Source organism: Afipia massiliensis (genome assembly GCF_001006325.2).
Classification (GTDB): Bacteria; Pseudomonadota; Alphaproteobacteria; order Rhizobiales; family Xanthobacteraceae; genus Afipia; species Afipia massiliensis_A.
In genome coordinates, this window is the sequence record NZ_LBIA02000001.1 from 18218 (window position 1) to 43062 (window position 24845).

Consider the following 24845-nt stretch of genomic DNA (forward strand, 5'->3'; position numbering starts at 1 on the left):
TTCAGCAAGCGTGCATGCCAGCCCCTATTTTTCGCTCCGGGGACGCCACTTGCCTGCGGCTGGGATTACCGGCATAAAGTTAATCGACCAATTAACAAAAGCCAACGATCAGGGAGAGACTGCAGATGGCTGCACCTTCGCGCGCCTTACCGGTGCCTACGCCGGAAACCAAACACTTCTGGGAAGGAACCCAGGCGAATGAGCTGCGTCTGCAACGCTGCGACGACTGCTCGAACGTCTATTTCCCGCCCCGTCCGTTCTGTCCGTCATGCGCCTCGCGCAAGGTCAGCGCGTTCAAGGCCAGCGGCAAGGGCAAGCTTTACAGCTACGTGATCAACCACCGTCCCGCCGCCCCGGGATTCACGCCGCCTTACGCCATCGCGGTTGTCGAACTCGATGAAGGTCCGCGGATGATGAGCAATATTCTCGATTGTCCGCAGACGCCTGAAGCTCTCGTGCTCGACATGAAGCTTGAAGTCGCGTTCGAGATAGTCAGCGACAAGATCACCCTTCCCCAGTTTCGTCCGGCGAAGGGCTAAACATCATGCGAAGAAATCAGGTTGCCGTCGTCGGCGCGGCAGAAACCACCAAGCTCGGCGTCATTCCCGACGTATCTCAAATCCAACTGCACGCCGACGCCGCGCTGAACGCACTGGCGGATGCGGGACTAAAGCTGTCGGACATCGACGGTATCGCCACCGCTGTCGAGACGCCGCAACAGCTCGCCCATTACCTCGGCATCACGCCGACCTGGGTCGACGGCACGTCGGTCGGCGGCTGCTCGTTCATGCTTCATGTTCGCCACGCGGCCGCAGCGATTGAAGCCGGTTTGTGCAAGACCGTCCTCATCACCCATGCCGAAAGCGGCAAGTCGATGATCGGCAAGCTGCCGCGCTCGATTCCCGCAGACAGCCTACAGGGCCAATTCGAAGCGCCGTTCGGCATCTATGGCCCGCCGAGCATGTTCCCGATTCCCGTGCTGCGCTACATGAAAACCTACGGCATCACCCACGAGCAAATCGCGATGGTGTCGGTGGTTCAGCGCGAATGGGCCGCGAAGAACCCGCGCGCCATGATGAAGGACCCGATCACCGTCGAGGACGTGCTCAACTCGCGGATGATCGCCTATCCGTTCCGCATTCTTCAGTGCTGCCTCGTCACCGACGGCGGCGGTGCGCTGATCCTGACCAGTGCCGACCGCGCCAAGGACTTCCCGCAAAAGCCGGTTTATATCTTGGGCACCGGCGAGAGCGTCGAAACGCCGATGGTCAGCCAGATGGAAACCTTCAACTCGTCACGCGCGTTCAAGGTTGCGGGACCGACGGCGTTCCGCGAAGCAGGCATTGCACACAAGGACGTCGATCACCTGATGATCTACGACGCCTTTGCACATCTGCCGCTGTTCGGTCTCGGCGATCTCGGCTTCATGCCGCATGAAGAAACCGGCAAGTTCATCGCCGACCGCAACACTGCCATCGGCGGCAAGCTGCCGATGAACACCAACGGCGGCGGTCTCAGCTACATGCATTCGGGCATGTACGGAATGTACGCGCTGCAGGAAAGCGTGCGGCAGATGCGCGGCATCGCGCCGGCACAGGTGCCGGGCGCGAAGATCTCAGTCTGCCACGGCGTCGGCGGCATGTTCGCCGCCAGCGGCACTATCATTTTCACCAACGAACGCTGACAGCGAAAACAGGAGCTAAAGTCATGTCACAGAAGAAATCGCTGGACGGCAAGGTCATCATCGTCACCGGCGCGGGCCGCGGCATCGGCCGCGAGATCGCGCTGCTCGCCGCCGCAGAAGGCGCCAAGGTCGTGGTCAATGATCCCGGCGTTGCCGCCGACGGATCGGGCACCAATGCGGCGCCCGCCGAAGAGGTCGTCGAGGAAATCAAGAAGCGCGGCGGCACCGCCGTTGCGAATTTCGAGACGGTTGCCGAAGCAATCCCTGCCAGCAAGATCATCAAGCAGGCTATCGACACCTACGGCAAGCTGGATGGCGTCGTGAACAACGCCGGCATCCTGCGCGATGCAATCTTCCATCGCATGAGCGTCGAAGCGTTCGAGTCCGTCATCAAGGTTCACCTGATGGGCTCGTTCTACACCTCGCACGCCGCTGCCCGCATTTTCCGCGAGCAGGAAAGCGGCGCATTTGTCCACTTTACCTCGACCTCGGGCCTGATCGGAAATTTCGGCCAAGCAAACTACGCCGCCGCCAAGCTCGGCATCGTCGGCCTGTCGAAGTCCATCGCACTCGACATGGAACGCTTCAACGTGCGCTCGAACTGCGTGTCGCCGTTCGCATGGAGCCGCCTGATCGGCACCATTCCGACCGAGACCGAGGAAGAGAAGGCCCGCGTCGCGCGCATGCAGCAGATGGGGCCGGAGAAGATCGCGCCGCTGTCCACGTTCCTGCTCGGCGACGCCGCTAAGGACGTCACCGGACAGATCTTCGCGGTCCGCATGAACGAGATCTTCCTGATGGGCCAGTCGCGTCCATTGCGGTCGATCCACCGCGCCGAAGGCTGGACGCCCCAGACCATTGCAGAGCATGGCATGCCCGCACTCAAGTCGTCGTTCTACAAGCTCGACCGTTCCGCGGATATTTTCAGCTGGGATGCGATTTAGCGCGCTCCAAAACGATCAAAGGACTCGCCTGCAATCCGGTCTTGTGCGGGCAGACCTTCCGTTCGCCGATACGCTTAAAATCGTGCTTGTTGTATGCACTGAACTAATACAAATTTGGAAACACAAAAAGACGCAGCACGCTCAACAAGGCAGCTGAATGATCGCTTGGCAACTGATGCGGATCTGTCTCGGGCATTTTTCCCGGATCGCTCTGGGTTGGGTTTTGGTCGCATTCGCGTCGCCTGTCGCCGCTCAGCAAGGCGCGCCGTCCGAAACGCTATTTCGCAACGTGCGGGTGCTCGACGTCCTGAAGGGCGAGTTGGGCCCGGCCACCGACGTGCTCGTGCGCGGCAACCGGGTCGCAGCCATCGGCGCGTCCGGCAAGGCAGCGGCAGGCGCGACGGTTATCGACGGTCAGGGACGTACCCTGATGCCCGGCTTGATCGATGTTCATGTCCACATCAGCTTCGGAAGTCTGCTGTTTCCGCAGCTCAATGATCCCAAGACCTCGCCCGAGAAACTTGGCACCGCGATGTCGAACTCAGCGGAGCAGATGCTGTTGCGCGGTTTCACCGCCGTTCGCGACATGGGCGGTCCGATCTTTCCGCTGAAGCGCGCCATAGATGCCGGCAAGACCCTTGGCCCACGCATCTGGCCGTCGGGGGCGGTGGTTTCGCAGACGTCCGGCCACGGCGATTTCCGTGCGCCCAGCGAACGGTCGCGGCGCTTCTTCGGCAAGCCATCGCGCGCGGAGGAATACGGCGCAACCTTCATCGCCGATGGCCGCGACGAGGTCCTGACCGCAACGCGCGAGAATCTGCGGATGGGCGCGAGCCAGATCAAGTTGATGGCGGGTGGCGGCACATCATCCGCCTACGATCCCATCGACGTGACGCAATATACATCGGACGAAATGAAAGCCGCCGTCGAGGCCGCCGACGACTGGAACACCTACGTCGCCGTGCATGCCTATACGCCCCGCGCGGTGCGGCGCGCCATCGATGCCGGCGTCAAATGCATCGAGCATGGCCAGTTGCTCGACGAGCCGACCATCGAATTGATGGCCCGACGCGGTATCTGGCTGAGCGCGCAGAATCTTATACCGGACTCGCCCAACATGACTCCGGAGCGGCGCAAGAAGCGCGCAGACATCATCGAAGGCAATGCGCGTCTATGGCCGATGGCGAAAAAACACGGCGTCAAACTTGCGTGGGGTACCGATCTTCTATTCGAGCCGGAACTGAATGCCCAACAGAACGCCCTCATCCTGGCCCTGCGGCAATGGTTTACGCCGGCGGAAGTCCTCAAGATGGTGACCTATGACAACGCGCAACTGCTGGCGTTGAGCGGTCCCCGCACGCCCTACGAAGGCAAACTCGGCATCGTCGAGGAAGGCGCTCTCGCAGACCTAATCCTCGTCAATGGCGATCCGCTCGCGAAACTCGACCTGATCGCCGATCCGGGAAAGAATTTCTCCGTCATCATGAAGGATGGCGTCATCTACAAGGGAGCGCAGCGCTGATTGCGCTGCTCGCCTGTAACCTCGCCTTATCCGAATGATCCATGCCGGCCTTGCCCGCTGGCAAAGCGCGTGGCTCCTTCAAGCGTCTCCCCGGAGGCGATGATGCCAAGACCACCCTGCATCTCGTCGTTGATCGCGTCTTCTTCCTCGAGATCCCATTGACGCAGCGCGGAGCGCTTGTCGTTGCGCAGGCAGCCTTGCGGGAAACGCGCAAGCTCTTGCGCTAGAGCAACAGCATGTGCCCGCGCCTCGCCCTTCGGCACAAGGCGATTGGCGATCCCGATATCGAACGACTCCTTCGCATCGACCGGACGTCCTGTGAGGATCAGATCCATCGCGCGCGAATGCCCGATCAGCCGCGGCAGCCGGATGGTGCCGAGATCAATCAGCGGCACACCGAAGCGGCGGCAGAAAATGCCGAAGGTCGCACCCTCTCCCACCACGCGCATATCCGCCCACAACGCCAGTTCCATTCCGCCGGCAACGGCATGGCCTTCGACCGCCGCGATCACCGGCTTGCTGAGACGCAAACGGCTCGGGCCCATCGGTGCGATGGTGTCGTGACCACCGAGCTCGCGCTTCTTCTCGCGATCACCCAGCGCGACGGCTTTCAGATCGGCGCCGGCGCAGAACGCGCCGCCGGTGCCGGTGAACACCGCAACTGAAGAATTCGGATCGGCATCGAATGCGCGGAAGGCATCGAACAGGCGGCGCGCCGTCGCGCCATCGACGGCATTCTTGCGCTCGGGCCGGTTGATGGAAACGATGGTGACGGGTCCCTCGCGCTCGACAAGAATCGTGTCGGTGTCGGTCATCATTCCCTCCGTTGTTTTTGATTATTAGCCGCTGTTGCGCAGCCCTGCCGAAATTCCGTTGATGGTGAGCTGAATGCCGCGCAGCACCTGCTCGTCCGTGCTTTGCGCCCGATGTGCCTGGAGCAGTTCAACCTGCACGTGGTTGAGCGGATCGAGATATGGAAAGCGGTTGCGGATCGAGCGTTCGAGCAGAGGATTTCCCTGCAACAGCCGGTCGTGCCCCATGATCGTCAGCAAGGTCTCGATGGAATCATGCCACTCGGCACGAATGCGGCCGAAAATAGTGCTGCGCAACTTCTCATCCGGGACGAGATCCGCATAGCGCGACGCGATTGCGATGCTGCTCTTTGAAAGCACCATGTCCATGTTCGACAGCAGTGTCTGGAAAAACGGCCACTCGCGATACAGTTCCTGCAGGAACGCGATTCCTTTGTCGGGATTCTGCTTGACCCAGGCATCAACCGCGCTGCCGAAACCATACCAGCCCGGCAGCATCAGCCGGCATTGCGCCCAACTGAACACCCATGGGATCGCGCGCAGGTCTTCGATCTTGCGCGTCTTGGTGCGCGAGGCCGGGCGGCTGCCGATGTTCAGCGTCGAGATTTCCGAAATGACGGTAGACGCCCAGAAATAGTCCTCGAAGCCTTCGGTTTCATAAACCAGGTTGCGGTAGGCCGCATAAGCAAGATTCGAGAGCTCCTCCATCGCGGCGATGTACTCGTCGCGCGGCGCGGAGTGCTTCGGTTGCAACAGGCTTGCTTCCAGCGTCGCGGCCGCGAGAATTTCAAGATTGTGACGGCCGACGTCGGCGTTGGAATACTTGCTGGAAATGATTTCGCCCTGCTCGGTGATACGGATCTGCCCATTCACCGCTCCGCCCGGTTGCGCCAGAATCGCATCGTAGCTTGGCCCGCCGCCGCGGCCGACCGAACCGCCGCGCCCATGGAACAGACGAAGCCGTACGCCATGGCGCTCGAATACCTCAACGAGACTGATCTCGGCCTTGTAAAGTTCCCAGCCCGAGGTGACAAAGCCGCCGTCCTTGTTGCTGTCCGAATAGCCGAGCATGACTTCCTGAATGCCGCCGCGGCTGTCGACGAGACGGCGATACTCGGGCAGCGCGAACAGGCTGTCCATGATTTGCGCGCATTGCCGCAGATCGTCGATAGTCTCGAACAGCGGCACGATGTTCAGGCGGCTGGTGCCGTCCGGCGCCACCAAACCCGCTTCTTTCAGTAGTACTGCGACCTCGAGCAGGTCGGATGCGCCCTCGGTCATCGAGATGATGCACTGGGGAATGACCGCACCGCCGAACACCGCATGCGCTTCAGCGGCCGCGCGCAGCACAGCGAGTTCCTTGATCGTCTCTTCGCCATAGGCAACAAACGGCGACGCCAGTGGACGCGCGGTGTTCAGCTCGCGCGACAGCAACGCGATCCGCGAGTCTTCCGGCAATTCTCGATAGTTCGTGCCGGGTGCCGCCGCCTCAAAGAGTTCCGCAATGGTGCGCTCGTGCACCGCGGAGTTTTGCCGCATGTCGAGCGCGGCAAGATGGAAACCGAAGCAATCCACTGCGCGGCGCAGATGCCGCAGCCTTCCGCGTGCAATCACCAGCGAGTTGTTGGCGACCAGCGAGGCGTGCAGCACGTCAAGGTCGCGGGCCAGTTCCGCCGGTCCCGCATAAGCCTCGGCATGACCGACCGGAGGCCGGCTGGTTTCGATCTTGAGCTTCAGCGCAGTCGCGGCAAGGCGCGCGTAGATGCCGGACACAGCCAGGCGATAAGGCTCGCCGCTCCGGTGGGGTGACGGGTCAGGCGATTGCTGCGCCAACGCGCGCAACTCAGGCGATACATCCGCGAGATGGGTGGCCAGCGACAGCTCGCCGCCGAGCTCATGCAGTTCGGCGAGATAGAAGCGAAGCACGCGCGTGCTCTGCATCTGCAATGTTCCACGCATCACGTCAGCGGTGACAAAGGGATTGCCGTCGCGGTCCCCGCCGATCCAGCTTCCCATCTTGAGGAACGTCGCAAGCCCTGGCGCATCCTGCGCATCGGCGGCGCTGCCGCCCTCTTCGGCCAGCCGGTCTTCCAGCGAGCAATGCAGCCGCGGCACTTCGCGCAGGAATGTATAGTCATAGAACGACAGGCCGTTGGCGACCTCGTCCAGCACAGTCAGCTTGGTCCGGCGTAGCAGGTTGGTCTGCCACAGCGTCACTACGGCGCGGCGCAATTGCTCGTCGCTCGCCGCGATTTCATCGACCGTCATCTGGGTCCGCTCACGCGTATTGAGCACGGAAGCGATTTCCATTTCGCGGTCGATCGTGCTCTTGCGGCGGACTTCGGTGGGATGTGCGGTCAGAACCGGGCTAGCCAGCGCCTTGGCAAGGAACGTCCGCAGCGCGTCGGCATCGATCCCGGCCTCCTTTGCGCGCGCCAACGCACGCGACAGCGTGCCGGGGCGCGAGGCCGTTCCCGCCATGTCCTGCGCACGCCGCTGGCGGATGTTGTTCTGGTCTTCGGCGATATTGGCCAGATGCGAAAAATAGCTGAACGCGCGCACGATGCGAACGGTTTCGGCAATCGACATGCCGTCCAGAATGGTTTCCAGTTCAAGCCGCGCCGGCTTGTCGTCATCGCGATGGAAGCGGATCGAGGTCTGCCGGATACGTTCGACCAGATCGAAGACGTCGGCCCCCTCCTGGTCGCGCACGGTATCGCCGAGAATGCGCCCAAGCCGCCGGATGTCGGCGCGCAGCAGCGCATCATCGTCGGATAACGGACTATCGCCGTCCCGAAGCCGGGTGTCACGCGTTCTGGACGAAGATGTCTCCGACATGGATGATCCGTTTGCGCGAAAAAAACCGGTGTTCCTCCAGTCGCAATTTTTGCACAACGGCGCAAGCACCGGAATACTCATCCCCGGCGCATTTTGCTCAACCGCTTCGGCGGCCGGCTTGTGATGCCGCATGCTTCCCGCAAGAAACGGCAACCGTTCCGCCTGAAAACGCGCTAAATCTTGCGTCCGGCGCGCTCCCAATACGGATCGCGCAGCCGCCGCTTGAAGATCTTGCCGGAATCCTCGCGCGGAAGATTCTGCTGGACTTCAATATGCTTGGGCACCTTGTAGCCCGCCAGCGAGAGCTTCAGCTGTTCACGGATCGCGGCAACGTCAAGTTTGGCTTCCGGTTGGGGCTCGACCACCGCCATCAGCGCCTCGCCGAACTCCTCGTCGGGAATTCCGAACACGGCGCAGTCGTGCACGCCGGGAAGTCCATGCAGCACAGCCTCGATCTCGGCCGGATAGATGTTGACGCCACCGGAGATCACCATGTCGCGCTTGCGGTCACAGATAAAGACGTAGCCATCCGCATCGATGTAGCCGACATCGCCGCTGGTGATGAAACCGTCCCGTTCGATTTCAGAGCGTTTCTCGGGCCGGTTGTGATAGGTGAAATCGGGATTTCCGGCGATGCGCGAATAGATTTCACCGATCTCCCCCTGCGGCAAAATCCGACCGTCGTCGCCGATGAACCGCAGTTCGGCGCCGGGGGAAATCTTCCCCACCGTGCCGGGCTTCTTCAGCGCATCCTCGGAGTTGGCGAACGTCACCGCGCCGGATTCCGTGCTGCCGTAGAATTCGTAAATTACCGGGCCGAACCACTCGATCATGGCGCGTTTGACGTCGGCCGGACATGGCGCTGCGGCATGGATGATATGGCGCAGGGAAGAAACGTCGTAGGACTTACGAACATGCTCGGGCAGCTTCAGGAGCCGGGTGAACATCGTCGGCACCATGAAGACGTTGTCGATCTTCTGCTGATCGATGATCCGCAGGAACTCCTCGGCGTCGAAGCGCGGCATGATGACCAGCAGATCGCCGAGCCGTCCGGCGCGCAGGCCGAACGCATTGGGCGCGGAGTGATACAGCGGCCCCGGCAGAAGCGCACGCACGCCGGGCTTCAGTCCATAGATCAGCGCGCGCATCGCTTCCATCGACGCGCTTTGCTCCGGCGTGGGCGCATAGCGCTTGACGCCCTTGGGGTGCCCGGTAGTGCCGGACGTGTAGATCATATTCTGCGGCTGCGGCAGCGCGGGACCGTCATATGGCGTTTGCTTGGCAAGCCATGTGTCGAAATCGATGGTGCCACGCGCAGCCAGGCAAAGCGCAGGATCGATCCGGTTGCTTGCGGCGATTTCCGGCGGAGGCGGCAGGCTGAGCATGGTGACACCGGCGGGAACGACGCCATCGAGCCCGTGCAGCAGATCGGCGTGGCCGATCAGCACACGCGCGCCGGAATCGCCCATGACATAGGCAACTTCATCGCCCTTGAAATGCCAGTTAATCGGAACCGCATAGGCCCCGAGCGACATGACAGCATATGCCGACTCGAGAAACGCAATGTCATTGCGCATCAGGATTCCAACGCTGTCGCCTTGCTTGACGCCGAGCGCGGCAAGCCCGCCTGCGATCAGACCCGCCCGCTCGTTGACCTCATCGCGCGTCTTGCGGCGGTCACCGCTGACGATTCCCGTCTCACGTTTAACCGAAGCTGACATCCATTCACCCGTTCAGTTCGAGCCGTCAGCAAATTTCGGCGCGCGTTTTTCGATGTTGGCGCGCACCGCCTCGGTCTGGTTGGGCGTTCCCATGAGTTTCATCTGCTCCACCGATTCCGCCAGCAACGCCGGTCCGGGATTGCTGGTGGACAGGCTGTTCAGCATCCGCTTGATGGCGCGGATGGCGTCCGGGCTCTTGCCGGCAATGTCGCGCGCGGTCTCGAGCGCAACCGAACGAGGATCGTCGCAGATCCGTGTCGCAAGGCCGTAGCTCATGGCCTCCTGCGCGGAGAAAATCCGGCCGGTGAAGGTCAGGTCGCGCAGGATATCGTCGCGGACCAGGCTGGCGAGAATCGGTGTTCCCGCCATATCTGGCACCAGCCCCCATTTGATTTCCATGATCGACATGCGCGCGTCCGGAGCGAGGAAGCGCATGTCGGCGCCGAGGGCGAGCTGGAAGCCGCCGCCGAACGCAACGCCGTGCACGGCAGCGATTACCGGCACCGGCAACTGCCGCCAGCCCCAGACTGCCTGCTGCGAATGATTGGTGAGGCCGTGCGTGCGCTTGGCAAGATCACGCAGATCACTGCTGCCGTCGCCCATCGCGGAAAACCGCCCCATATCGAGACCTGCGCAGAACGCACGGCCTTCGCCGGACAGCACCACTGCGCGCAGCCCCTTTTCGTTCTTGAGCCGAGCTGCCGTGTCGACCAGCGCATTGAACATCGCTGCATCCAGCGCATTCATCTTGTCGGCGCGGACCAGACGAACGTCGGCCACACCCTCCGACATCGAAACCGTAATGCGATCGCTGGTGGCGGACATGGCATTCTCTCCCTGATTGTTTTTGATCTCTTCTCTTTACAGAGTTAGCCCACCCTGTTTTAATTAATCAACTAACTAATCAACAAATTCTATCAGGGCAGGATTGCACATGTTCACAGATCGACTTCTCGCGGGCCGCAAAATCCTGGTAACCGGCGGCGGCACTGGGCTCGGCAAGGCCATGGCCGCGAAGTTTCTCAGCCTTGGCGCGGAAATCCACATCTGCGGCCGCCGCAAAGGCGTCTGCGAGGAGACCGCCGCCGAATTGATGAAACTGCACGGCGGCAAGGTCACGGCCCATGGCGTCGATATTCGCGATTCCGCTGCTGTCGATGCGATGATCGAGGAAGCATTCAAGGACGGCCCCCTCACCGACCTGATCAACAATGCGGCGGGAAATTTCATTTCACGCACGCAGGATCTCTCGCCGCGCGGCTTCGATGCGGTCGCCAACATCGTGATGCACGGCACGTTCTATGTCACCCATGCGGTCGGCAAGCGCTGGATCGCAGGCGGCCATCGCGGCAACGTCGTCTCCATCACCGTGACGTGGGTGCGCAACGGCAGCCCCTACGTGGTCCCCTCGGCCATGAGCAAGTCCGCGATTCATGCCATGACCATGTCGCTCGCCACCGAATGGGGCCGTTACGGCATTCGGCTCAACACCATCGCGCCCGGTGAAATTCCGACGGAAGGCATGAGCAAGCGCATCAAGCCCGGCGACGAAGCCGGCGCGCGCACGATCGCCATGAACCCGATGGGCCGCGTCGGTCACATGAGCGAGTTGGAAAACCTCGCGACGTTCCTGATTTCCGGCGGCTGCGACTGGATCAACGGCGAGACCATCGCGATGGACGGCGCGCAGGCGCTGGCCATGGGTGGCAACTTCTACCAATTGCGCGACTGGAAGGATTCCGACTGGAGCGCAGCACGCGACGCCATCATGGCGCAAAACGAAAAGGACAAGGCGAAGCGCGCTTAAGCGTTCGCCACGTCCGTCCAGATAAAAATCAAACAGGGAGAAACTGAATGCGTTTCACGAAACCGCTATGCGCTGCTGTTGCGGCAGGATTTCTGGTCGCCGCGACCGGAAGCGCCATGGCCCAGAAAAAATACGATACGGGCGCAACCGATACAGAGATCAAGATCGGCAACATCATTCCCTATAGCGGCCCCGCTTCAGCCTATGGCGTCGTCGGCAAGGCGATGGAAGGCTATTTCAAGAAGCTTAATGAAGAAGGCGGCATCAACGGCCGCAAGGTCAACTTCATTTCATATGACGACGCCTACAGCCCGCCGAAAGCGGTCGAGCAGACCCGCAAGCTGGTCGAAAGCGACGAAGTGCTGCTGGTGTTCGGCGCGCTCGGCACGCCGTCAAACTCGGCGATCCAGAAATACATGAACGCCAAGAAGACGCCGCACCTGTTCCTCGCGACCGGCGCGACCAAGTGGAACGATCCAAAGGCGTTTCCGTGGACCATGGGCTGGCTGCCGAGCTACCAGAGCGAAGGCCGCATCTATGCGAAGTATCTCCTGAAGGAGAAACCTGACGCCAAGATCGCCGTGCTCTATCAGAACGACGACTTCGGCAAGGATTACCTGAAGGGGATTCAGGATGGCCTGGGCGCCAAGAAGTCCATGATCGTTGCGGAAGAAAGCTACGAGCTGTCGGAGCCGACCATCGATTCCCACATCGTCAAGCTGAAGTCGCTGAACCCCGACGTTCTCGTGATCTTCACGACACCCAAGTTCGGCGCGCAGACCATCAAAAAGGTCGGCGAACTCGGCTGGAAGCCCACGATGATCATCGCCAACGTCAGCGCATCGACAGCGACCGTGATGAAGCCTGCGGGTTTGGATAACGCGCAGGGTGTTATTTCCGCCTCCTACGCAAAGGATGCATCCGACCCGCAGTGGAACAACGATCCCGGCATGAAGGAATTCAAGGCGTTTCACGCCAAGTATGTACCCGAAGCCAACGTCGCGGACAGTTCCCTTCTCACCGGCTACAACATGGCGCAGACCATGGCCGCAGTGCTGAAGCAGTGCGGCGATGATCTCACCCGCGCCAACGTCATGAAGCAGGCTGCCAACATCAAGGGGCTCCAGCAGGGTGGCTTGCTGCCTGGTATTTTGATCAGCACCAGCGCGACGGACTTCTCGCCCATCGAACAGCTGCAACTGATGCGGTTCAAGGGCGAGCGCTGGGAGCTGTTCGGCGGCGTCCTTGACGGCGAAGCCGGCGGTGAACGCTAAGGCACCATGCACTCTGCGCTGACGTGACTTGAGTTGAGCGAGGCGGATATCTCTCAATTTCGCCTCGCCATTCGAACGCCTCCCGCTATATTGGCCCCAAGAAACCAATAAACGGGAGGCGATTTCGTGGGATCCAGTGAAGAACTCGTGCAGGCGACGGCCTGCGACATTGTCGAGCGGCTGCGCAAAAACGACATTACGCCCCACGATCTGCTCGACGCGCTGGAATCCCGAATTCACAAAGTCGATGGTCAGGTCAACGCCCTGCCCACGCTCTGCTTCGACCGTGCCCGCGCCCATGCCGACCGGCTGATGAAGAAGCCCGTCGGCGAGCGCGGCCTGCTCGCCGGTATGCCGGTGCCAATCAAGGATCTGACAGACGTCGCGGGCGTGCTCACCACACAGGGCTCGCCGATCTTCAAGAACAGCATCGCGACAAAATCCAACATCGTCGTCGAAAATCTCGAGATGAACGGCGCGGTGATCTACGCCAAATCCAACACGCCGGAATTCGGCGCGGGCGCGCAGACCTTCAACGAGGTCTTCGGCGCGACGCTCAATCCGTGGAACCTGTCACGCTCGGCGTCCGGGTCGTCCGGCGGCGCTGCGGCGGCGCTCGCAACCGGCACCGCATGGCTCGCCCACGGCACCGATGTGGGCGGATCGCTCCGCAATCCGGCCAGTTTCTGCGGCGTCGTCGGCATGCGCCCCAGCATCGGCCGCGTCGCCCATTCCCAAGCCGCAAAGATCGACCGTACGCTCAGCGCCGACGGGCCGATGGCCCGCAATGTTGAAGATCTCGCGCTGATGCTGGACGCGATGTCGGGCGAGCATCCCGGAGATCCGCTATCCCTGCCCGTTCTGCCAACATCCTTTCTCGCCGCCGCCCGCTCCGGCAAAAAGCCAAAGCGCATCGCCTATTCCGCCAATCTCGGGATTTCACCGGTCGATCCGGAAGTCGCCGAGATCACGCGCAAGGCCGCGCAACGATTTGCCGAAGCCGGCGTGATCGTCGAGGAAGCCCACCCGGATTTCAGCGAGGCGGTTGCATGCGCGCACGTGCTGCGGGCCTACGACTACGTGCTGACCAAGGGAAAACTCCTCAAGCAGCACCGCGATCAGTTGAAGCCGGAGGTGATCTGGAACATCGAGGAAGGCCTCAAGCTGACGCTGGCCGATATCGAACGTGCCGAGGCGCAGCGCGTCACGCTCACCAATCGCGCCCTCGCCTTCTTCGAGACCTACGATCTGCTGCTGTGCCCGACCACCATTGTCGCGCCGTTCCCGGTCGAACAGCGTTATCTCGCCGAATGCAACGGCGTCAAATTCGACAACTACGTCGGCTGGCTCGCGATGGTGTCGGCGATCACGGTTGCCTGCTGCCCGGCGATGTCGATTCCTTGTGGATTCACGCGCGAAGGCCTTCCGGTCGGACTGCAGATTGTCGCGGCACCCCGCGGCGAGGCCCGCGTGCTGGCGGGCGGGAAACTGCTCGAAACCATTCTCGGACTGGGAGCCCTCACCCCGATCGATCCGCGGCCGGGCACCTGAGCTTGCAATCGGCGACCTTGCATGAAACATATCCCCTCAATCTGTGAGAGAATAGATGGCAGCGCCAAAACCTCCTGCGTTCGACACGCTCAGCCTGCATGCGGGCCAGCATCCCGATCCGGTCACGGGCTCGCGCGCCGTTCCGATCCATCAGACGACGTCCTACGTGTTTCAGGATGCGGACCATGCGGCCGCGTTGTTCAACCTGGAACGCGCCGGACACATCTATACCCGCATTTCCAATCCGACCATTGCGGTGCTGGAAGAACGCCTCGCCGCACTTGAAAACGGCGTCGGCGCGGTCTGCACCGCCAGCGGCATGGCGGCGATGCATCTGGCCATCGTGACGCTTCTCGGCGCGGGCGATCACATCGTAGCCTCCGCTTCGCTGTATGGCGGCACCATCAACCTGCTGACGCACACACTTCCACGCTTCGGCATCACCACGACCTTCGTCAAGCCGCGTGATCTCGACGCCCTCCGCGCCGCGATCAAGCCGAACACCAGGCTCGTGATCGGCGAAACCATCGGCAATCCCGGCCTCGAAGTGCTCGACATCCCGGCGGTTGCGAAAATCGCGCACGACGCCGGTATCCCGCTTCTGATCGACAATACGTTTGCGACGCCCTACCTCGCCCGCCCGATCGAGATGGGCGCAGATATCGTCATGAACTCGATCACCAAATGGATCGGCGGCCACGGCATCGCGATCGGCGGCGTGATCGTCGACGGCGGTCACTTCGACTGGGAGAAATCCGGCAAGTTCCCGACACTGACCACGCCCTATGCCGGCTATCACGGCATCGTCTTCAGCGAAGAATTCGGGCCGCAGGCCTTCATCATGCGCGCCCGCGCCGAGGGTCTGCGCGATTTCGGCGCCTGCATGTCACCCACCAATGCCTTCCAGATCCTGCAAGGCGCGGAGACGCTGCATGTCCGCATGCAACGTCATGTCGAGAACGCCGCTGCCGTGCTGACTTTCCTCACCGCGAACAAAGCCGTCGAGTGGGTGCTGCATCCCTCGCTCGAGAGCCACCCCGACCATGCGCTGGCGAAACAACTGCTGCCGCGCGGCGCGGGTTCGATCATCACCTTCGGCATCAAGGGCGGACGCGACGCTGGACGCAAGTTCATCGAGGCGCTGAAACTCGTCAGCCATGTCGCCAATGTCGGTGACGCCAAGACGCTGGTTATCCATCCCGCCAGCACGACGCATCAGCAGATGAACGCAGAGCAGTTGAAGGTCGCAGGCATCGGCGAAGAACTCATTCGCCTCTCCATCGGCATCGAAGCCGCTGACGACATCATCGGCGACCTCGGCCAGGCGCTTCGCTTTTCGCAGAAAGCTTGAGACATGATTTTGACTGTGGACGGCGCTGAGGTATTCGCAACGACGGGCGGCAAGCCCTTCAATCCGGAACTGCCGCTGGTTGTTTTCCTGCACGGCGCCGGGTTCGATCATTCGATGTGGGCACTGTTCAGCCGGTGGTTTTCCCATCACGGCTACAGCGTGCTGGCACCGGATCTTCCGGGGCATGGGCGCTCCAAGGGACAACCCATTGCGTCCATCGCAGGCATGGCGGACTGGACGATCAAGCTGATCGACGCCGCAGGCGCGAAGAAGGCCGGGCTGGTCGGTCATTCAATGGGTTCGCTGGTCGCGCTGGATGCCGCCGCGCGCTATCCCGACAGGATTTCCGCGCTCTCGCTAATCGGCGTCGGCGGGGCGATGCCGGTGTCCCCTGACCTGCTCAATGCGGCAAAGGACAACAACCACGACGCCATCGACATGGTCTCGATTTGGGGCTTCGGGTTCGCCGCAGGTCTCGGCGGCTCGCAGGCGCCCGGCCTGTGGATGATGGGTGGCGGCCAGCGCGTACTCGAACTTGGCAAACCGGGCGCGCTCCATAACGATCTCGCCGCCTGCAACGACTACAAGGACGCGCTCGCTGCTGCGGCGAAGGTCACCGCACCAACCACACTCATTCTCGGCGAACGGGACATGATGACGCCGCTCAAATCGGGCAGGCAACTCGCGGCCGCGATTTCCGGCTCGACGCCGGTGGTGCTGCCGGGCGCAGGCCACATGCTGACAGCGGAACGGCCGGACGATGTGCTGAAGGCACTGATCGCTTCACATGCCTAGGTAGATCCGCCGGACCTCCGGATTGGATCTGATGTCGGCAGCCGGGCCGCTCATCACCACCTTGCCGGTCTGCAGCACATACGCACGGTCGGAAATCTCGAGGCTTTCCGACAGACGCTGTTCGACCAACAGAACGGTCACGCCATTGGCGCGGATCTGCTGAACCGCCCGAAAAATCTCATCGACCAGCTTCGGCATGATGCCCTGCGACGGCTCGTCCAGCATCAACAGGCGCGGCCGTGTCATCAGGGCGCGGGCAATCGCCAGCATCTGCTGCTCGCCGCCGGACAGCGTGGCCGCGCGTTGCGATAGGCGCTCTTCGAGTCGCGGAAACAGCTTGAACACGAATTCAAGCGGGCTGTCGCGATCCGGGCTGCCGCGATGCAGGTAACTGCCGAGCCGCAGATTGTCCGCAACACTGAGGCGCGGGAACAACCGCTTGTTCTCCGGTACAAAGGCCAGTCCACGCGCGGTGATGAGGTGCGCCGGAATGTTGTCGATCCGGTCGCCGACAAAACTGACCGTTCCCGATTTCGGCTTTTCCATCCCGGCGATGGATTTCAGCAATGTGGATTTGCCCGCGCCGTTTGCCCCGGCGACGGTGACGATCTCGCCGGAATCGACGTTGATCGAAATATCGGAGATCGCGATCAGGCCGCGATAGGCCGTGGTGAGGTTCGCTACTTCAAGCAACACGGTGGCGATCCCCCAGATAGGCGGCGATCACCTTCTCGTCGCGCACCACTTCTTTGGGCAGGCCCTCCGCAAGCACCTTGCCGAGATGCAGCACCACGGCGCGGTCCACTAACGGCATGACGACTTCCATCACATGTTCGACCATGACGACGGTGACGCCGGTCTCCCTCACCTTTCGGATCAGATCGACACCCGCCGCTGCTTCGCTCGGTGTCAGCCCGGTCAGCACTTCATCGAGCAGCAGCAGCTTCGGTTCGGTCGCTAAAGCACGCGCCACTTCGAGGCGGCGCTTCTGCGGCGGCGTCAGGTCCGCTGCAGACGCATCGGCATGGGCCGCAAGGCCGACATAGTCGAGAACATCGAGCGCCTTGGCGCGGGCCTGCAGAACACCGGGATAGCGCACGAACGCCCCGACCGTGACATTCTCGACCACGGACATGGAATCGAACGAGCGAGGCACCTGATAGGTCCGGGCAATGCCGAGACCGCAGCGATCGGCAGCAGGGAACGGCGTAATATCCCGGCCATCAAATTCGATAACACCGAACGACACCGGAAACGAACCGGCGATCAGATTGAACAGCGTCGATTTGCCCGCACCATTGGGGCCAATGAGCCCGAGAATTTCGCCGCGCTTGACGTCGAGATCGATGGAATCATTCGCGACCAGCCCATCGAAACGACGCGTCACACTGCGGCAGCTGACAAGCGGATTGTCGATCATGCCGTCGCCTCGCGCTTCACTGCCGGCTTGATCATGCTGAGAATGCCCTCAGGCCGCGTCAGCGATACGATCATGATAAGGCCGCCGTAAATTACGAGATCGAGCCCCGAACCGGCGCCGCCGAGATACGAGCGCGTCAGCTCGGCCAGCGGAATCAGGATCAATGCGCCGATGGCCGGCCCCCACAGCGAGCCGACGCCGCCCAGCACTGCAGGCAGCGCCATCAGCAGCGAGAAACGGAAATGCATCACGCTGTCCGGATCGATGTAGGACACGAACGCCGCGTAGAACCCGCCACCGACCGCCGTAAAGAATGCCGAGATCGCGGCCGCCGCCATCTTGGAATGGAAGATCGTGACGCCGAGGCTCTCGGCCGCATCGGCGCTGTCCTTCACCGCGCGCCACCAATAGCCCCACTTCGATTCAACAATGGAGAACGTGACCAGCCAGGTGACGGCGAAAAGGCCCAGCGCGAAGTAGAAATACGGCGCCTTGTCGCGCGCGAATTGCAGCGTCCACCACGAGTCCGGCGTGAACGGCCACTGGATGCCGAGCGCGGCGCCCGCATAGTCCCAGTTGTGGAACAGCAGCAAGCCAATTTCGGCGATGACGATGGTCGCGATCGAGAAATAGTGTCCCTTGAGCCGGAAGCACGGGTAGCCGAGCGCCAGCGCGATCAGCGCGGCGATAATCCCGCCCGCGAGAAGCCCACCCCACGGCGTGATGCCGAACTTCACGTAGAGAATACTGGTCGCATATGCGCCTATCCCGAAATACAGCGCATGCCCCAGCGAGACCTGCCCGCAATAGCCGCCGAGCAAATTCCAGCTCTGAGAAAGTGCCGCGAACAGCAATGTCAGGATCAGGACGTTCATCATGTAAACGTCGGTCACCAGCCGCGGCACCAACGCGATCAACGCAAATACGACAAACGCGGTAATGAGCTGACGCCGCCGGCTGGCGACGAACGCGGACATCGATGAGGCTGCGGCAGAACTCTGGGTCATCACAGCCTCCCGAACAGGCCGCTCGGCCTGACGAACAACACCAGAAGATAAAGCGAATACACGCCGACGGATTTCAGCGACGCCGGCAGAATCAGTGTGGTCAGCGCCTCCACCAGCCCGACGATCACGCCCGCAACCAGCGCGCCGAAAATACTGCCGAAGCCGCCAAGCGCGACGGTGACGTAAGCGATCAGCGCGAAGGTTCCGCCGACCTGCGGATGAATGTAATAGAAAATCGCCAGCACCGCGCCCGCGATTCCCACCAGCGCGGCGCCAAGTCCCCAGCCGAGCGCAAACACACGGTTGCGGTCGATGCCGACCAGCGCCACCGCGCCCTGATCCTCGCGCGTCGCCTCGAGCGCCTTGCCGAAATCCGTGCGCGTGATCAGCCAGTAGAGCCCGGCGAACACCGCCAATGAGACCGCTCCGCCGAAAATCTGCGGCCACGGCAGAAACACGCCGCCCAGGTTGAGCGTCTTGCCGCCGAGCCATGTATTGGCGATGTTGCGGTAATCCGGCGTGAAGAAATACTGCGCGAGGCCCTGGATCAGCAGCGCGAGGCCAAAGGTCGCGAAGATCTGCACCATGCCGGGATTGGCCTTGGCGCGCATCGCATAGCGGATAATGCCCGCATAGACCGACACGCCCAGAACGAACATCAGCGCCACCACAAGCGGCATGAGCACAACCGGATCGAGCGTCGTTGCGAGCACCAGGCCGAAGGTCGCATACATCGCGAGCATCAGGAACTCGCCGTGGGCGAAGTTCACCACGTCCATCAATCCGAAGATCAGCGAGAGGCCGACCGCGATCAAGGCGTAGATCAACCCCAGCAGGAGGCCGCTCGCGATCACCTGTAGAAACGCTTGCGTTGTCACTGTGCAATCATTCTGTCAAAGGAGGACGCTGCCGCCAGGAGCGGCAAGTGGACGTTCAAGAAAATGGGCGCTGCCTTATCGACAGCGCCCGTGTGTCTCAGCCATTCATCGGCCATTTCGGCTCGGCGATTGCGGCCTGTGCCGGATACACGGTCACGAACTTGCCGCCGAGATACTGCAGCAACACCGGATCGGCATCGTCGTTCTGCCCCTCAGGGGTGAACTTGATGCGCTTCCAAGGCATAATCGTCTTCTCGCCGGGCGTATCGGTGGCCGCAAGCGCCGCGCGGATCTTTTCGCCATCAGTGGATTTCGCCCGGTCGATGGCATCGGCGAGGACCAGGATGCAGGTCAGCTGCCGTGACGTGTTGTCGTTCAAATCGCGGTTGGCGCGCGCCTTGAACATCTCATTGACCTTGCCGACCGACGGACGCTTGGCCGCGAGGTCGAGCGAGAAGCTGGCGCGCGAAATCATGCCGTTCAGCTTGTCGCCCACTGCGTCGAACGTCGCCTTGTCGGAGAAGCCCGCCGCCTGCGCCAGAATGTTGTTCGGCTTGTAGCCGAGTTCATCCATCGTCTTCATCAGAAGAATGGTGTCGGTGGTGTAGCTCGACGGCAGCAGAACATCCGGATTGGCGCTCTTGATCTGCTGCACTTCAGCCGTCAGCGACGGCGAACTGGCGCGATACTTGATGTCGACGGCAACCTTGTAGCCGCGATCCGCCGCCAGCTTGCGCTGGACATTCGACGAGTCGGTACCGAAAATTGTGTCCTCGAAGAACAGCCCGACGGTGTCGATCTTCTTGCCCTTCTTCTTCAGCGCATCCATGAACTCGAACATCGCGAGAGAGAACATCTCGTCATGAGCTGCGGGGCGGAAGAAGAACTTGAGGCCCCGGCGATGCAGGCTCGGCGACGAGGAGTCGGCGGCAATATAGGGGACACCATAGCGTTCGCAGGATGCGCTGACCGTCGCCGAGACTGACGAATGGAACGCGCCGCAAATAGCGACCACCTTGTCCTGAGTGATCAGGCGCTCGGCTTCGGCACGGCCCTTCTGCGGATCGCCCTGATGATCGGCGAAAACCAGCTTGATCTTGGCGCCACCGAGGCCCGCAAGCCCGGCGTTCTTTGCGGTCGGCAGATCGAGATCGTGCGAGTTGTTGACGATATCGACCGCGGTTTCCAGCGCGTGGCGCGCGTCCGCGCCGATCTGGGCCGTCGGTCCTGTCAGAGGCCAGATGCAACCGATCAGGATTTCCTTGCCGGCTTGCGCAAACGCGTGCGTTCCCGCCAACGACAGAGCAACACCGGACAACAATACTTCGCGACGATTCATCGACAATACTCCCTGGTTTAACGCGGCCTCATGTCTGGCAAAGGCTTCGCGGCTGATCTGTCGTAACTCGCAGGCAAGGCTCTTACTGAATCGAAAATTCCGAATTGCGAACGTCTGTCACCAGCATGAAGCCCGGCGCATGGGTGATCGCGAAGGCTGGCCGCGACTGCAGGATGACCGATTGCGGCGTGACTCCGCACGCCCAAAATACCGGCATTTCATCCGGCTGAATACTCACTGCGTCGCCATAGTCAGGCTTCGCGATATCCTTGATGCCGATCAGTTCCGGCTTGTCGATATGCACTGGCGCGCCATGCACCGCCGGGAAACGCGTGGTGATCTGGATCGCGCGGATCGCTTCCGCAGGCTTGAACGGGCGCATCGAGACCACCATAGGCCCTGCGAACGGTCCCGCCGACGCGCATGGAACGTTGGTGCGATACATCGGGACGTTACGCTTCTCCTCGATGTGGCGAATTTTCAGTCCGTCCGCGATCAGCGCTTCCTCGAATGAAAACGAACAACCAATGACGAAGGCGACGAGGTCGTCTCGCCAGTGCGCCATGATGTCGGTGGGCTCTTCGCTTAGTTGCCCGTCGCGCCAGACCCGGTAGCGCGGAATATCTGTGCGGATGTCGAGGTCGATGCCGAGCGCGGGAATCCGCGGATCGCCGACTTCGGACATGCCGATGATCGGACACGGCTTGGGATTGAGCTGGCAGAAACGATGAAAGGATGCCGCGAGTTTTTCCGGCACGACGGCGAGGTTGCCTTGAACATAACCGGGCGCAACACCCGCGGTGACGCCAACCTTGCCGGACCGATAGGCCAGCCGCGCGTCCCGGCTTGGCAGGCCAGCGCCGAGACTATGAACCGATCGAGACACCTGTTCGGCCGCCGAGAGCATAGGACCCCTCCATTTCTCGTCAAAAAGAGTGGATCATTGCCCCACGATAAAGTCTAGTCGCGTTTTCTTATAAGAAACGATAAGCTGGACTAATAGGTGTGGGGCTACGGCATGGTGGATTTCAAATCGATCGAAACATTCCTCTGGGTGGTGACGCTCGGGAGCTTTGGCGGCGCGGCGCGCAAACTCAACACCACCCAGCCTGCGATCTCGCAGCGCATCTCGCAGCTCGAAGCCGAGATGGGCGTGAAGCTGCTGCAGCGTGACAGCCGCTCCGTGATGCCGACACCGAGCGGGCGGCAGATGATGCAATACGCCGAGAAGCTGATCGGGCTTCGCGCGGAGATGCTGGCCGCCGTGATGGATCGCTCTGCGATGCGCGGCGTGCTGCGTCTCGGCGTTTCGGAAACCATCGTCCACACCTGGCTGCCGAAACTGATCGAGCGCGTCGCCAGCACCCATCCCAATCTGTCGCTGGAAGTCGAAGTCGACATCACGCCAAATCTTCGCGCGCGCCTGCTGGCTCAGGAAATTGACCTCGCCTTCTGTCAAGGGCCGTTATCGTTATCGAACGTGCGCAACCGCGTGCTGTGCGATTATCCGATTTCCTTTGTCGCCAGCCCCTCGCTCGGTCTCGGCAGCGGTGTGCTGACAGTTCATGATCTCGCGCGCTTCGCGATCATCACTTTCGCACGCAAGACGCAGCCTTATGAAATCGTGCGCTCTCTGTTCAACCGGCCCGATCTGCCCTCGATCCGGCTGCACGCCAGCGCGTCGCTGGCGACCGTGATCCGGATGGCGACCGACGGCATCGGCGTCGCGGTGATCCCGACCGCGATCGTCGAGCGCGAACTGGCGGAAGGCCAGCTGCGTCTTCTGTCCACAGATCTTCAGGTACCGACGCTGACATTCGCCGCAAGCTGGCTCGCCTCACCCGACACGCTGGCCGCCGAACTGGTTGCCGATCTTGCCGTGAAACTCGCACAAGTCGAAGTCGACACGGCCGCCACGCGCAATGTCAGTGCTGCGACGGTGGCGGCTCGTCCGGTATCTCCAGCGCTTCCGTGAACGGAAATTCGAGCACGATCTCACCGGCAGCGTCAGTGACTTCCAGAGATGCCGATAAGAGGCTCGGGTCCTTACCTTCCTCCTGAAGAATTTGCCGGATGGTCGCGCGCGCCACACGCCAGGCGTGATCGGGATCGCGCAATTCAGCGCCTTCAGGGTCCGGAATAAGCGTCTGGCCGATGCGGGTGTTGAAGAAATAACGGGGCATATTTGAAACCTAGGACTGACACCGCAAACCCACAAGGGCGGCCTGCATTTCCGCGCGGCGATAGCAGTTGATCTGGATGGGCCTTTTGATGCCTAAGTGAAAGGTATCTGACGGAATCATGACGTGCATACTATCATCACCGAGCCGTTGTTCTATTTTGTGGCGGTTCCGGCGGTGATCCTGCTGGGACTGGCCAAGGGCGGCTTTTCGGGTCTCGGCATCGCATCGACACCATTGCTGGCGCTTTACCTGCCGCCGCTGGAAGCCGCAGCCCTGATCCTGCCGATCTTGATCACGCAGGACATCATCTCGATCTATGTCTACCGGCGCGACTGGGATGCGTGGAACCTGAAAGTCATGTTGCCCGGTGCGATTGCCGGCATGGCGCTCGGATGGCTGCTCGCCTCGCACCTGTCGGATGCCTTTGTGCGGATCATTATCGGCCTGATCGGACTGGCGTTCGTCGCCAACACCTGGCTGCGTCGCAACAGGATCGAACCGCATCCGGCGACCACAATCAGCGGGGTATTCTGGGGCGGCGTCTCGGGCTTTACGTCGTTTATGACCCAGGGCGGCGGACCGCCGTTTCAGGTTCACGTCCTGCCGCAGCGGCTGCCAAAGCTGACGCTGGTCGGCACCACCACCATCTTTTTCGCGGTGGTCAATGTCCTGAAGATCGGCCCCTACTTTGCGCTTGCGCAGTTCACGACAAAGAACTTCGCGACGTCGTTGCTGCTGCTGCCGATCGCGGTGCTGGCGAACTTCGCCGGCATCTGGCTGGTCAGGAAAACACCGACCGGATTGTTCTACAACATCGCCTACGTGCTGCTGTTCGTCATCTCGCTGCTGCTGCTGTGGCAGGGCGTGGCGGCAGTGGTCTAAAGCATCGGCAGGCTGCGCGGCTCGCGGCCCAGCGGAAACGTCTTGTCGATCGCGGCAATGTCGCTCTCCGTCAACGTCAGGCTCCCTGCTCCCGCGTTGTCCGCCGCATGGTCCGATGAGGAAGCCTTGGGGATCGCGAACACCGACGGCCACCGCGTCAGAAACGCGAGCGCCACCTGACGCGGCGTTGCGCCATGTCGCATAGCGATCTCCTGCAAGGCCTTGCCGCCGGCCGATTGCGCATGAGGGAAATCGTCATGACCGAACGGCGAATAGGCAACGACCGCGACACCATGGGCTTCACACCACGGGATCACCGAATGTTCGATAGCGCGTTCGTTCAGATGATACAGCACCTGATTGCAGGCGATACGCCCCTCGCCCGCGACATCGAGAATCTCCGCAAGATCGCCCGCGTCGAAATTGCTGACGCCCCATGAGCGGATCTTTCCATCGCTCACCAGTTGTTCAAAAGCCGCGACTGTATCCTCCAGCGGATATGACCCGCGCCAATGCAAGAGGTAGCAGTCCAGACGGTCGGTCTTGAGGCGTTTCAGAGAGCGCTCGCAGGCCTGCACCGTGCCCTTGCGCGAAGCGTTGCTCGGCAACACCTTTGAGACCAGAAATACCTCGTCGCGACGACCGGCCGTCGCCTCGGCGACGACAAGCTCCGCATCGTCATACATTTCCGCAGTGTCGATATGGGTCATGCCGAGGTCGAGACCGTTGCGCACTGCGGCCACAGCGGAAGCGCGATTACCCCGATCGATGTACCAGGTGCCCTGCCCGATGACCGAGACCTGCTTGCCTGTCGCGCCGAATGATTTGTACTTCATG

22 protein-coding genes and 1 pseudogene are annotated in these 24845 nt (G+C 61.6%); 11 read left to right on the forward strand and 12 right to left on the reverse strand.

Annotated features, from left to right (window positions below; genetic code table 11):
- The first annotated feature begins 125 nt into the window (after positions 1–125).
- The 4 genes from YH63_RS00060 to YH63_RS00075 all read left to right on the forward strand — a co-directional run bounded on the left by YH63_RS00060 (position 126) and on the right by YH63_RS00075 (position 4150).
- A complete protein-coding gene (locus tag YH63_RS00060) occupies positions 126–539 on the forward strand; it encodes a Zn-ribbon domain-containing OB-fold protein (protein ID WP_046829379.1) in 414 nt (137 codons plus the stop codon).
- A 5-nt stretch (positions 540–544) separates the two neighbouring features.
- The gene (locus tag YH63_RS00065; protein ID WP_046829378.1) at positions 545–1684 is read left to right on the forward strand and encodes a thiolase C-terminal domain-containing protein; all 1140 of its coding nucleotides are present in this window, start codon (positions 545–547) and stop codon (positions 1682–1684) included.
- A gap of 23 nt (positions 1685–1707) precedes the next feature.
- A complete protein-coding gene (locus tag YH63_RS00070; protein WP_046829377.1) occupies positions 1708–2628 on the forward strand; it encodes an SDR family NAD(P)-dependent oxidoreductase in 921 nt (306 codons plus the stop codon).
- Between the two features lie 157 nt (positions 2629–2785).
- A complete protein-coding gene (locus YH63_RS00075; protein ID WP_046829376.1) occupies positions 2786–4150 on the forward strand; it encodes a metal-dependent hydrolase family protein in 1365 nt (454 codons plus the stop codon).
- Between the two features lie 26 nt (positions 4151–4176).
- On the opposite strand, the gene YH63_RS00080 is transcribed toward YH63_RS00075, so the two are convergent.
- The 4 genes and pseudogenes from YH63_RS00080 to YH63_RS00095 all read right to left on the reverse strand — a co-directional run bounded on the left by YH63_RS00080 (position 4177) and on the right by YH63_RS00095 (position 10346).
- On the reverse strand, positions 4177–4965 hold the full coding sequence (locus YH63_RS00080; RefSeq protein ID WP_046829876.1) for a crotonase/enoyl-CoA hydratase family protein: 789 nt from the start codon (positions 4963–4965) through the stop codon (positions 4177–4179).
- Between the two features lie 24 nt (positions 4966–4989).
- Positions 4990–7728, reverse strand: a pseudogene (ppc, locus tag YH63_RS00085) (phosphoenolpyruvate carboxylase); the annotation flags it as partial.
- 245 nt (positions 7729–7973) lie between these two features.
- Positions 7974–9521 (reverse strand): acyl-CoA synthetase, encoded by a 1548-nt coding sequence (locus YH63_RS00090; RefSeq protein ID WP_046829375.1) that lies wholly within the window; start codon positions 9519–9521, stop codon positions 7974–7976.
- Between the two features lie 12 nt (positions 9522–9533).
- Positions 9534–10346, reverse strand: a complete 813-nt coding sequence (locus YH63_RS00095; protein ID WP_046829374.1) for a crotonase/enoyl-CoA hydratase family protein — start codon at positions 10344–10346, stop codon at positions 9534–9536.
- A gap of 109 nt (positions 10347–10455) precedes the next feature.
- Between YH63_RS00095 and YH63_RS00100 the strand changes: the two genes are divergently transcribed.
- From YH63_RS00100 to YH63_RS00120, 5 genes are all read left to right on the forward strand, one after another.
- The gene (locus tag YH63_RS00100) at positions 10456–11328 is read left to right on the forward strand and encodes an SDR family oxidoreductase (protein WP_046829373.1); all 873 of its coding nucleotides are present in this window, start codon (positions 10456–10458) and stop codon (positions 11326–11328) included.
- Positions 11329–11375: 47 nt separating this feature from the next.
- On the forward strand, positions 11376–12602 hold the full coding sequence (locus YH63_RS00105) for an ABC transporter substrate-binding protein (RefSeq protein ID WP_046829372.1): 1227 nt from the start codon (positions 11376–11378) through the stop codon (positions 12600–12602).
- Positions 12603–12728: 126 nt separating this feature from the next.
- Positions 12729–14153, forward strand: a complete 1425-nt coding sequence (locus tag YH63_RS00110) for an amidase (RefSeq protein ID WP_046829371.1) — start codon at positions 12729–12731, stop codon at positions 14151–14153.
- Between the two features lie 55 nt (positions 14154–14208).
- Positions 14209–15504, forward strand: coding sequence for an O-acetylhomoserine aminocarboxypropyltransferase (locus YH63_RS00115; RefSeq protein WP_046829370.1), 1296 nt, complete (start codon positions 14209–14211; stop codon positions 15502–15504).
- Between the two features lie 3 nt (positions 15505–15507).
- Positions 15508–16299 carry an alpha/beta fold hydrolase gene (locus YH63_RS00120; protein WP_046829369.1) on the forward strand — a complete coding sequence of 264 codons (792 nt, stop codon included), beginning with the start codon at positions 15508–15510 and terminating at the stop codon, positions 16297–16299.
- Here the strand turns inward: YH63_RS00120 and YH63_RS00125 are convergent.
- The 6 genes from YH63_RS00125 to YH63_RS00150 all read right to left on the reverse strand — a co-directional run bounded on the left by YH63_RS00125 (position 16288) and on the right by YH63_RS00150 (position 21850).
- Positions 16288–16995: an ABC transporter ATP-binding protein gene (locus YH63_RS00125; protein WP_137325077.1), complete on the reverse strand. Its 708-nt coding sequence runs from the start codon at positions 16993–16995 to the stop codon at positions 16288–16290. The genes YH63_RS00120 and YH63_RS00125 overlap by 12 nt on opposite strands.
- The gene (locus YH63_RS00130; RefSeq protein WP_046829368.1) at positions 16985–17719 is read right to left on the reverse strand and encodes an ABC transporter ATP-binding protein; all 735 of its coding nucleotides are present in this window, start codon (positions 17717–17719) and stop codon (positions 16985–16987) included. The genes YH63_RS00125 and YH63_RS00130 overlap by 11 nt, the downstream gene beginning before the upstream one ends.
- Positions 17716–18726, reverse strand: a complete 1011-nt coding sequence (locus YH63_RS00135; RefSeq protein ID WP_046829367.1) for a branched-chain amino acid ABC transporter permease — start codon at positions 18724–18726, stop codon at positions 17716–17718. The genes YH63_RS00130 and YH63_RS00135 overlap by 4 nt, the downstream gene beginning before the upstream one ends.
- Entirely contained in the window at positions 18726–19604 is an 879-nt protein-coding gene (locus YH63_RS00140; RefSeq protein WP_046829366.1) for a branched-chain amino acid ABC transporter permease, read from the reverse strand. Before YH63_RS00140 ends, YH63_RS00135 begins: the two co-directional genes overlap by 1 nt.
- A 97-nt stretch (positions 19605–19701) precedes the next feature.
- A complete protein-coding gene (locus YH63_RS00145; RefSeq protein WP_046829365.1) occupies positions 19702–20943 on the reverse strand; it encodes an ABC transporter substrate-binding protein in 1242 nt (413 codons plus the stop codon).
- Positions 20944–21025: 82 nt separating this feature from the next.
- On the reverse strand, positions 21026–21850 hold the full coding sequence (locus YH63_RS00150; protein ID WP_046829364.1) for a putative hydro-lyase: 825 nt from the start codon (positions 21848–21850) through the stop codon (positions 21026–21028).
- 111 nt (positions 21851–21961) lie between these two features.
- Here YH63_RS00150 and YH63_RS00155 point away from each other — a divergent pair, with 111 nt between their 5' ends.
- Entirely contained in the window at positions 21962–22918 is a 957-nt protein-coding gene (locus tag YH63_RS00155) for a LysR family transcriptional regulator (protein WP_046829363.1), read from the forward strand.
- Here the strand turns inward: YH63_RS00155 and YH63_RS00160 are convergent.
- Complete coding sequence (locus tag YH63_RS00160) at positions 22869–23126, reverse strand: DUF6894 family protein (RefSeq protein ID WP_046829362.1); 258 nt, start codon at positions 23124–23126, stop codon at positions 22869–22871. The genes YH63_RS00155 and YH63_RS00160 overlap by 50 nt on opposite strands.
- 123 nt (positions 23127–23249) lie before the next feature.
- Between YH63_RS00160 and YH63_RS00165 the strand changes: the two genes are divergently transcribed.
- Positions 23250–24008 carry a sulfite exporter TauE/SafE family protein gene (locus tag YH63_RS00165; RefSeq protein ID WP_046829361.1) on the forward strand — a complete coding sequence of 253 codons (759 nt, stop codon included), beginning with the start codon at positions 23250–23252 and terminating at the stop codon, positions 24006–24008.
- Here the strand turns inward: YH63_RS00165 and YH63_RS00170 are convergent.
- On the reverse strand, positions 24005–24844 hold the full coding sequence (locus YH63_RS00170) for an aldo/keto reductase (protein ID WP_046829360.1): 840 nt from the start codon (positions 24842–24844) through the stop codon (positions 24005–24007). The two genes, YH63_RS00165 and YH63_RS00170, sit on opposite strands and share 4 nt — an antisense overlap.
- Position 24845 lies beyond the last annotated feature (1 nt).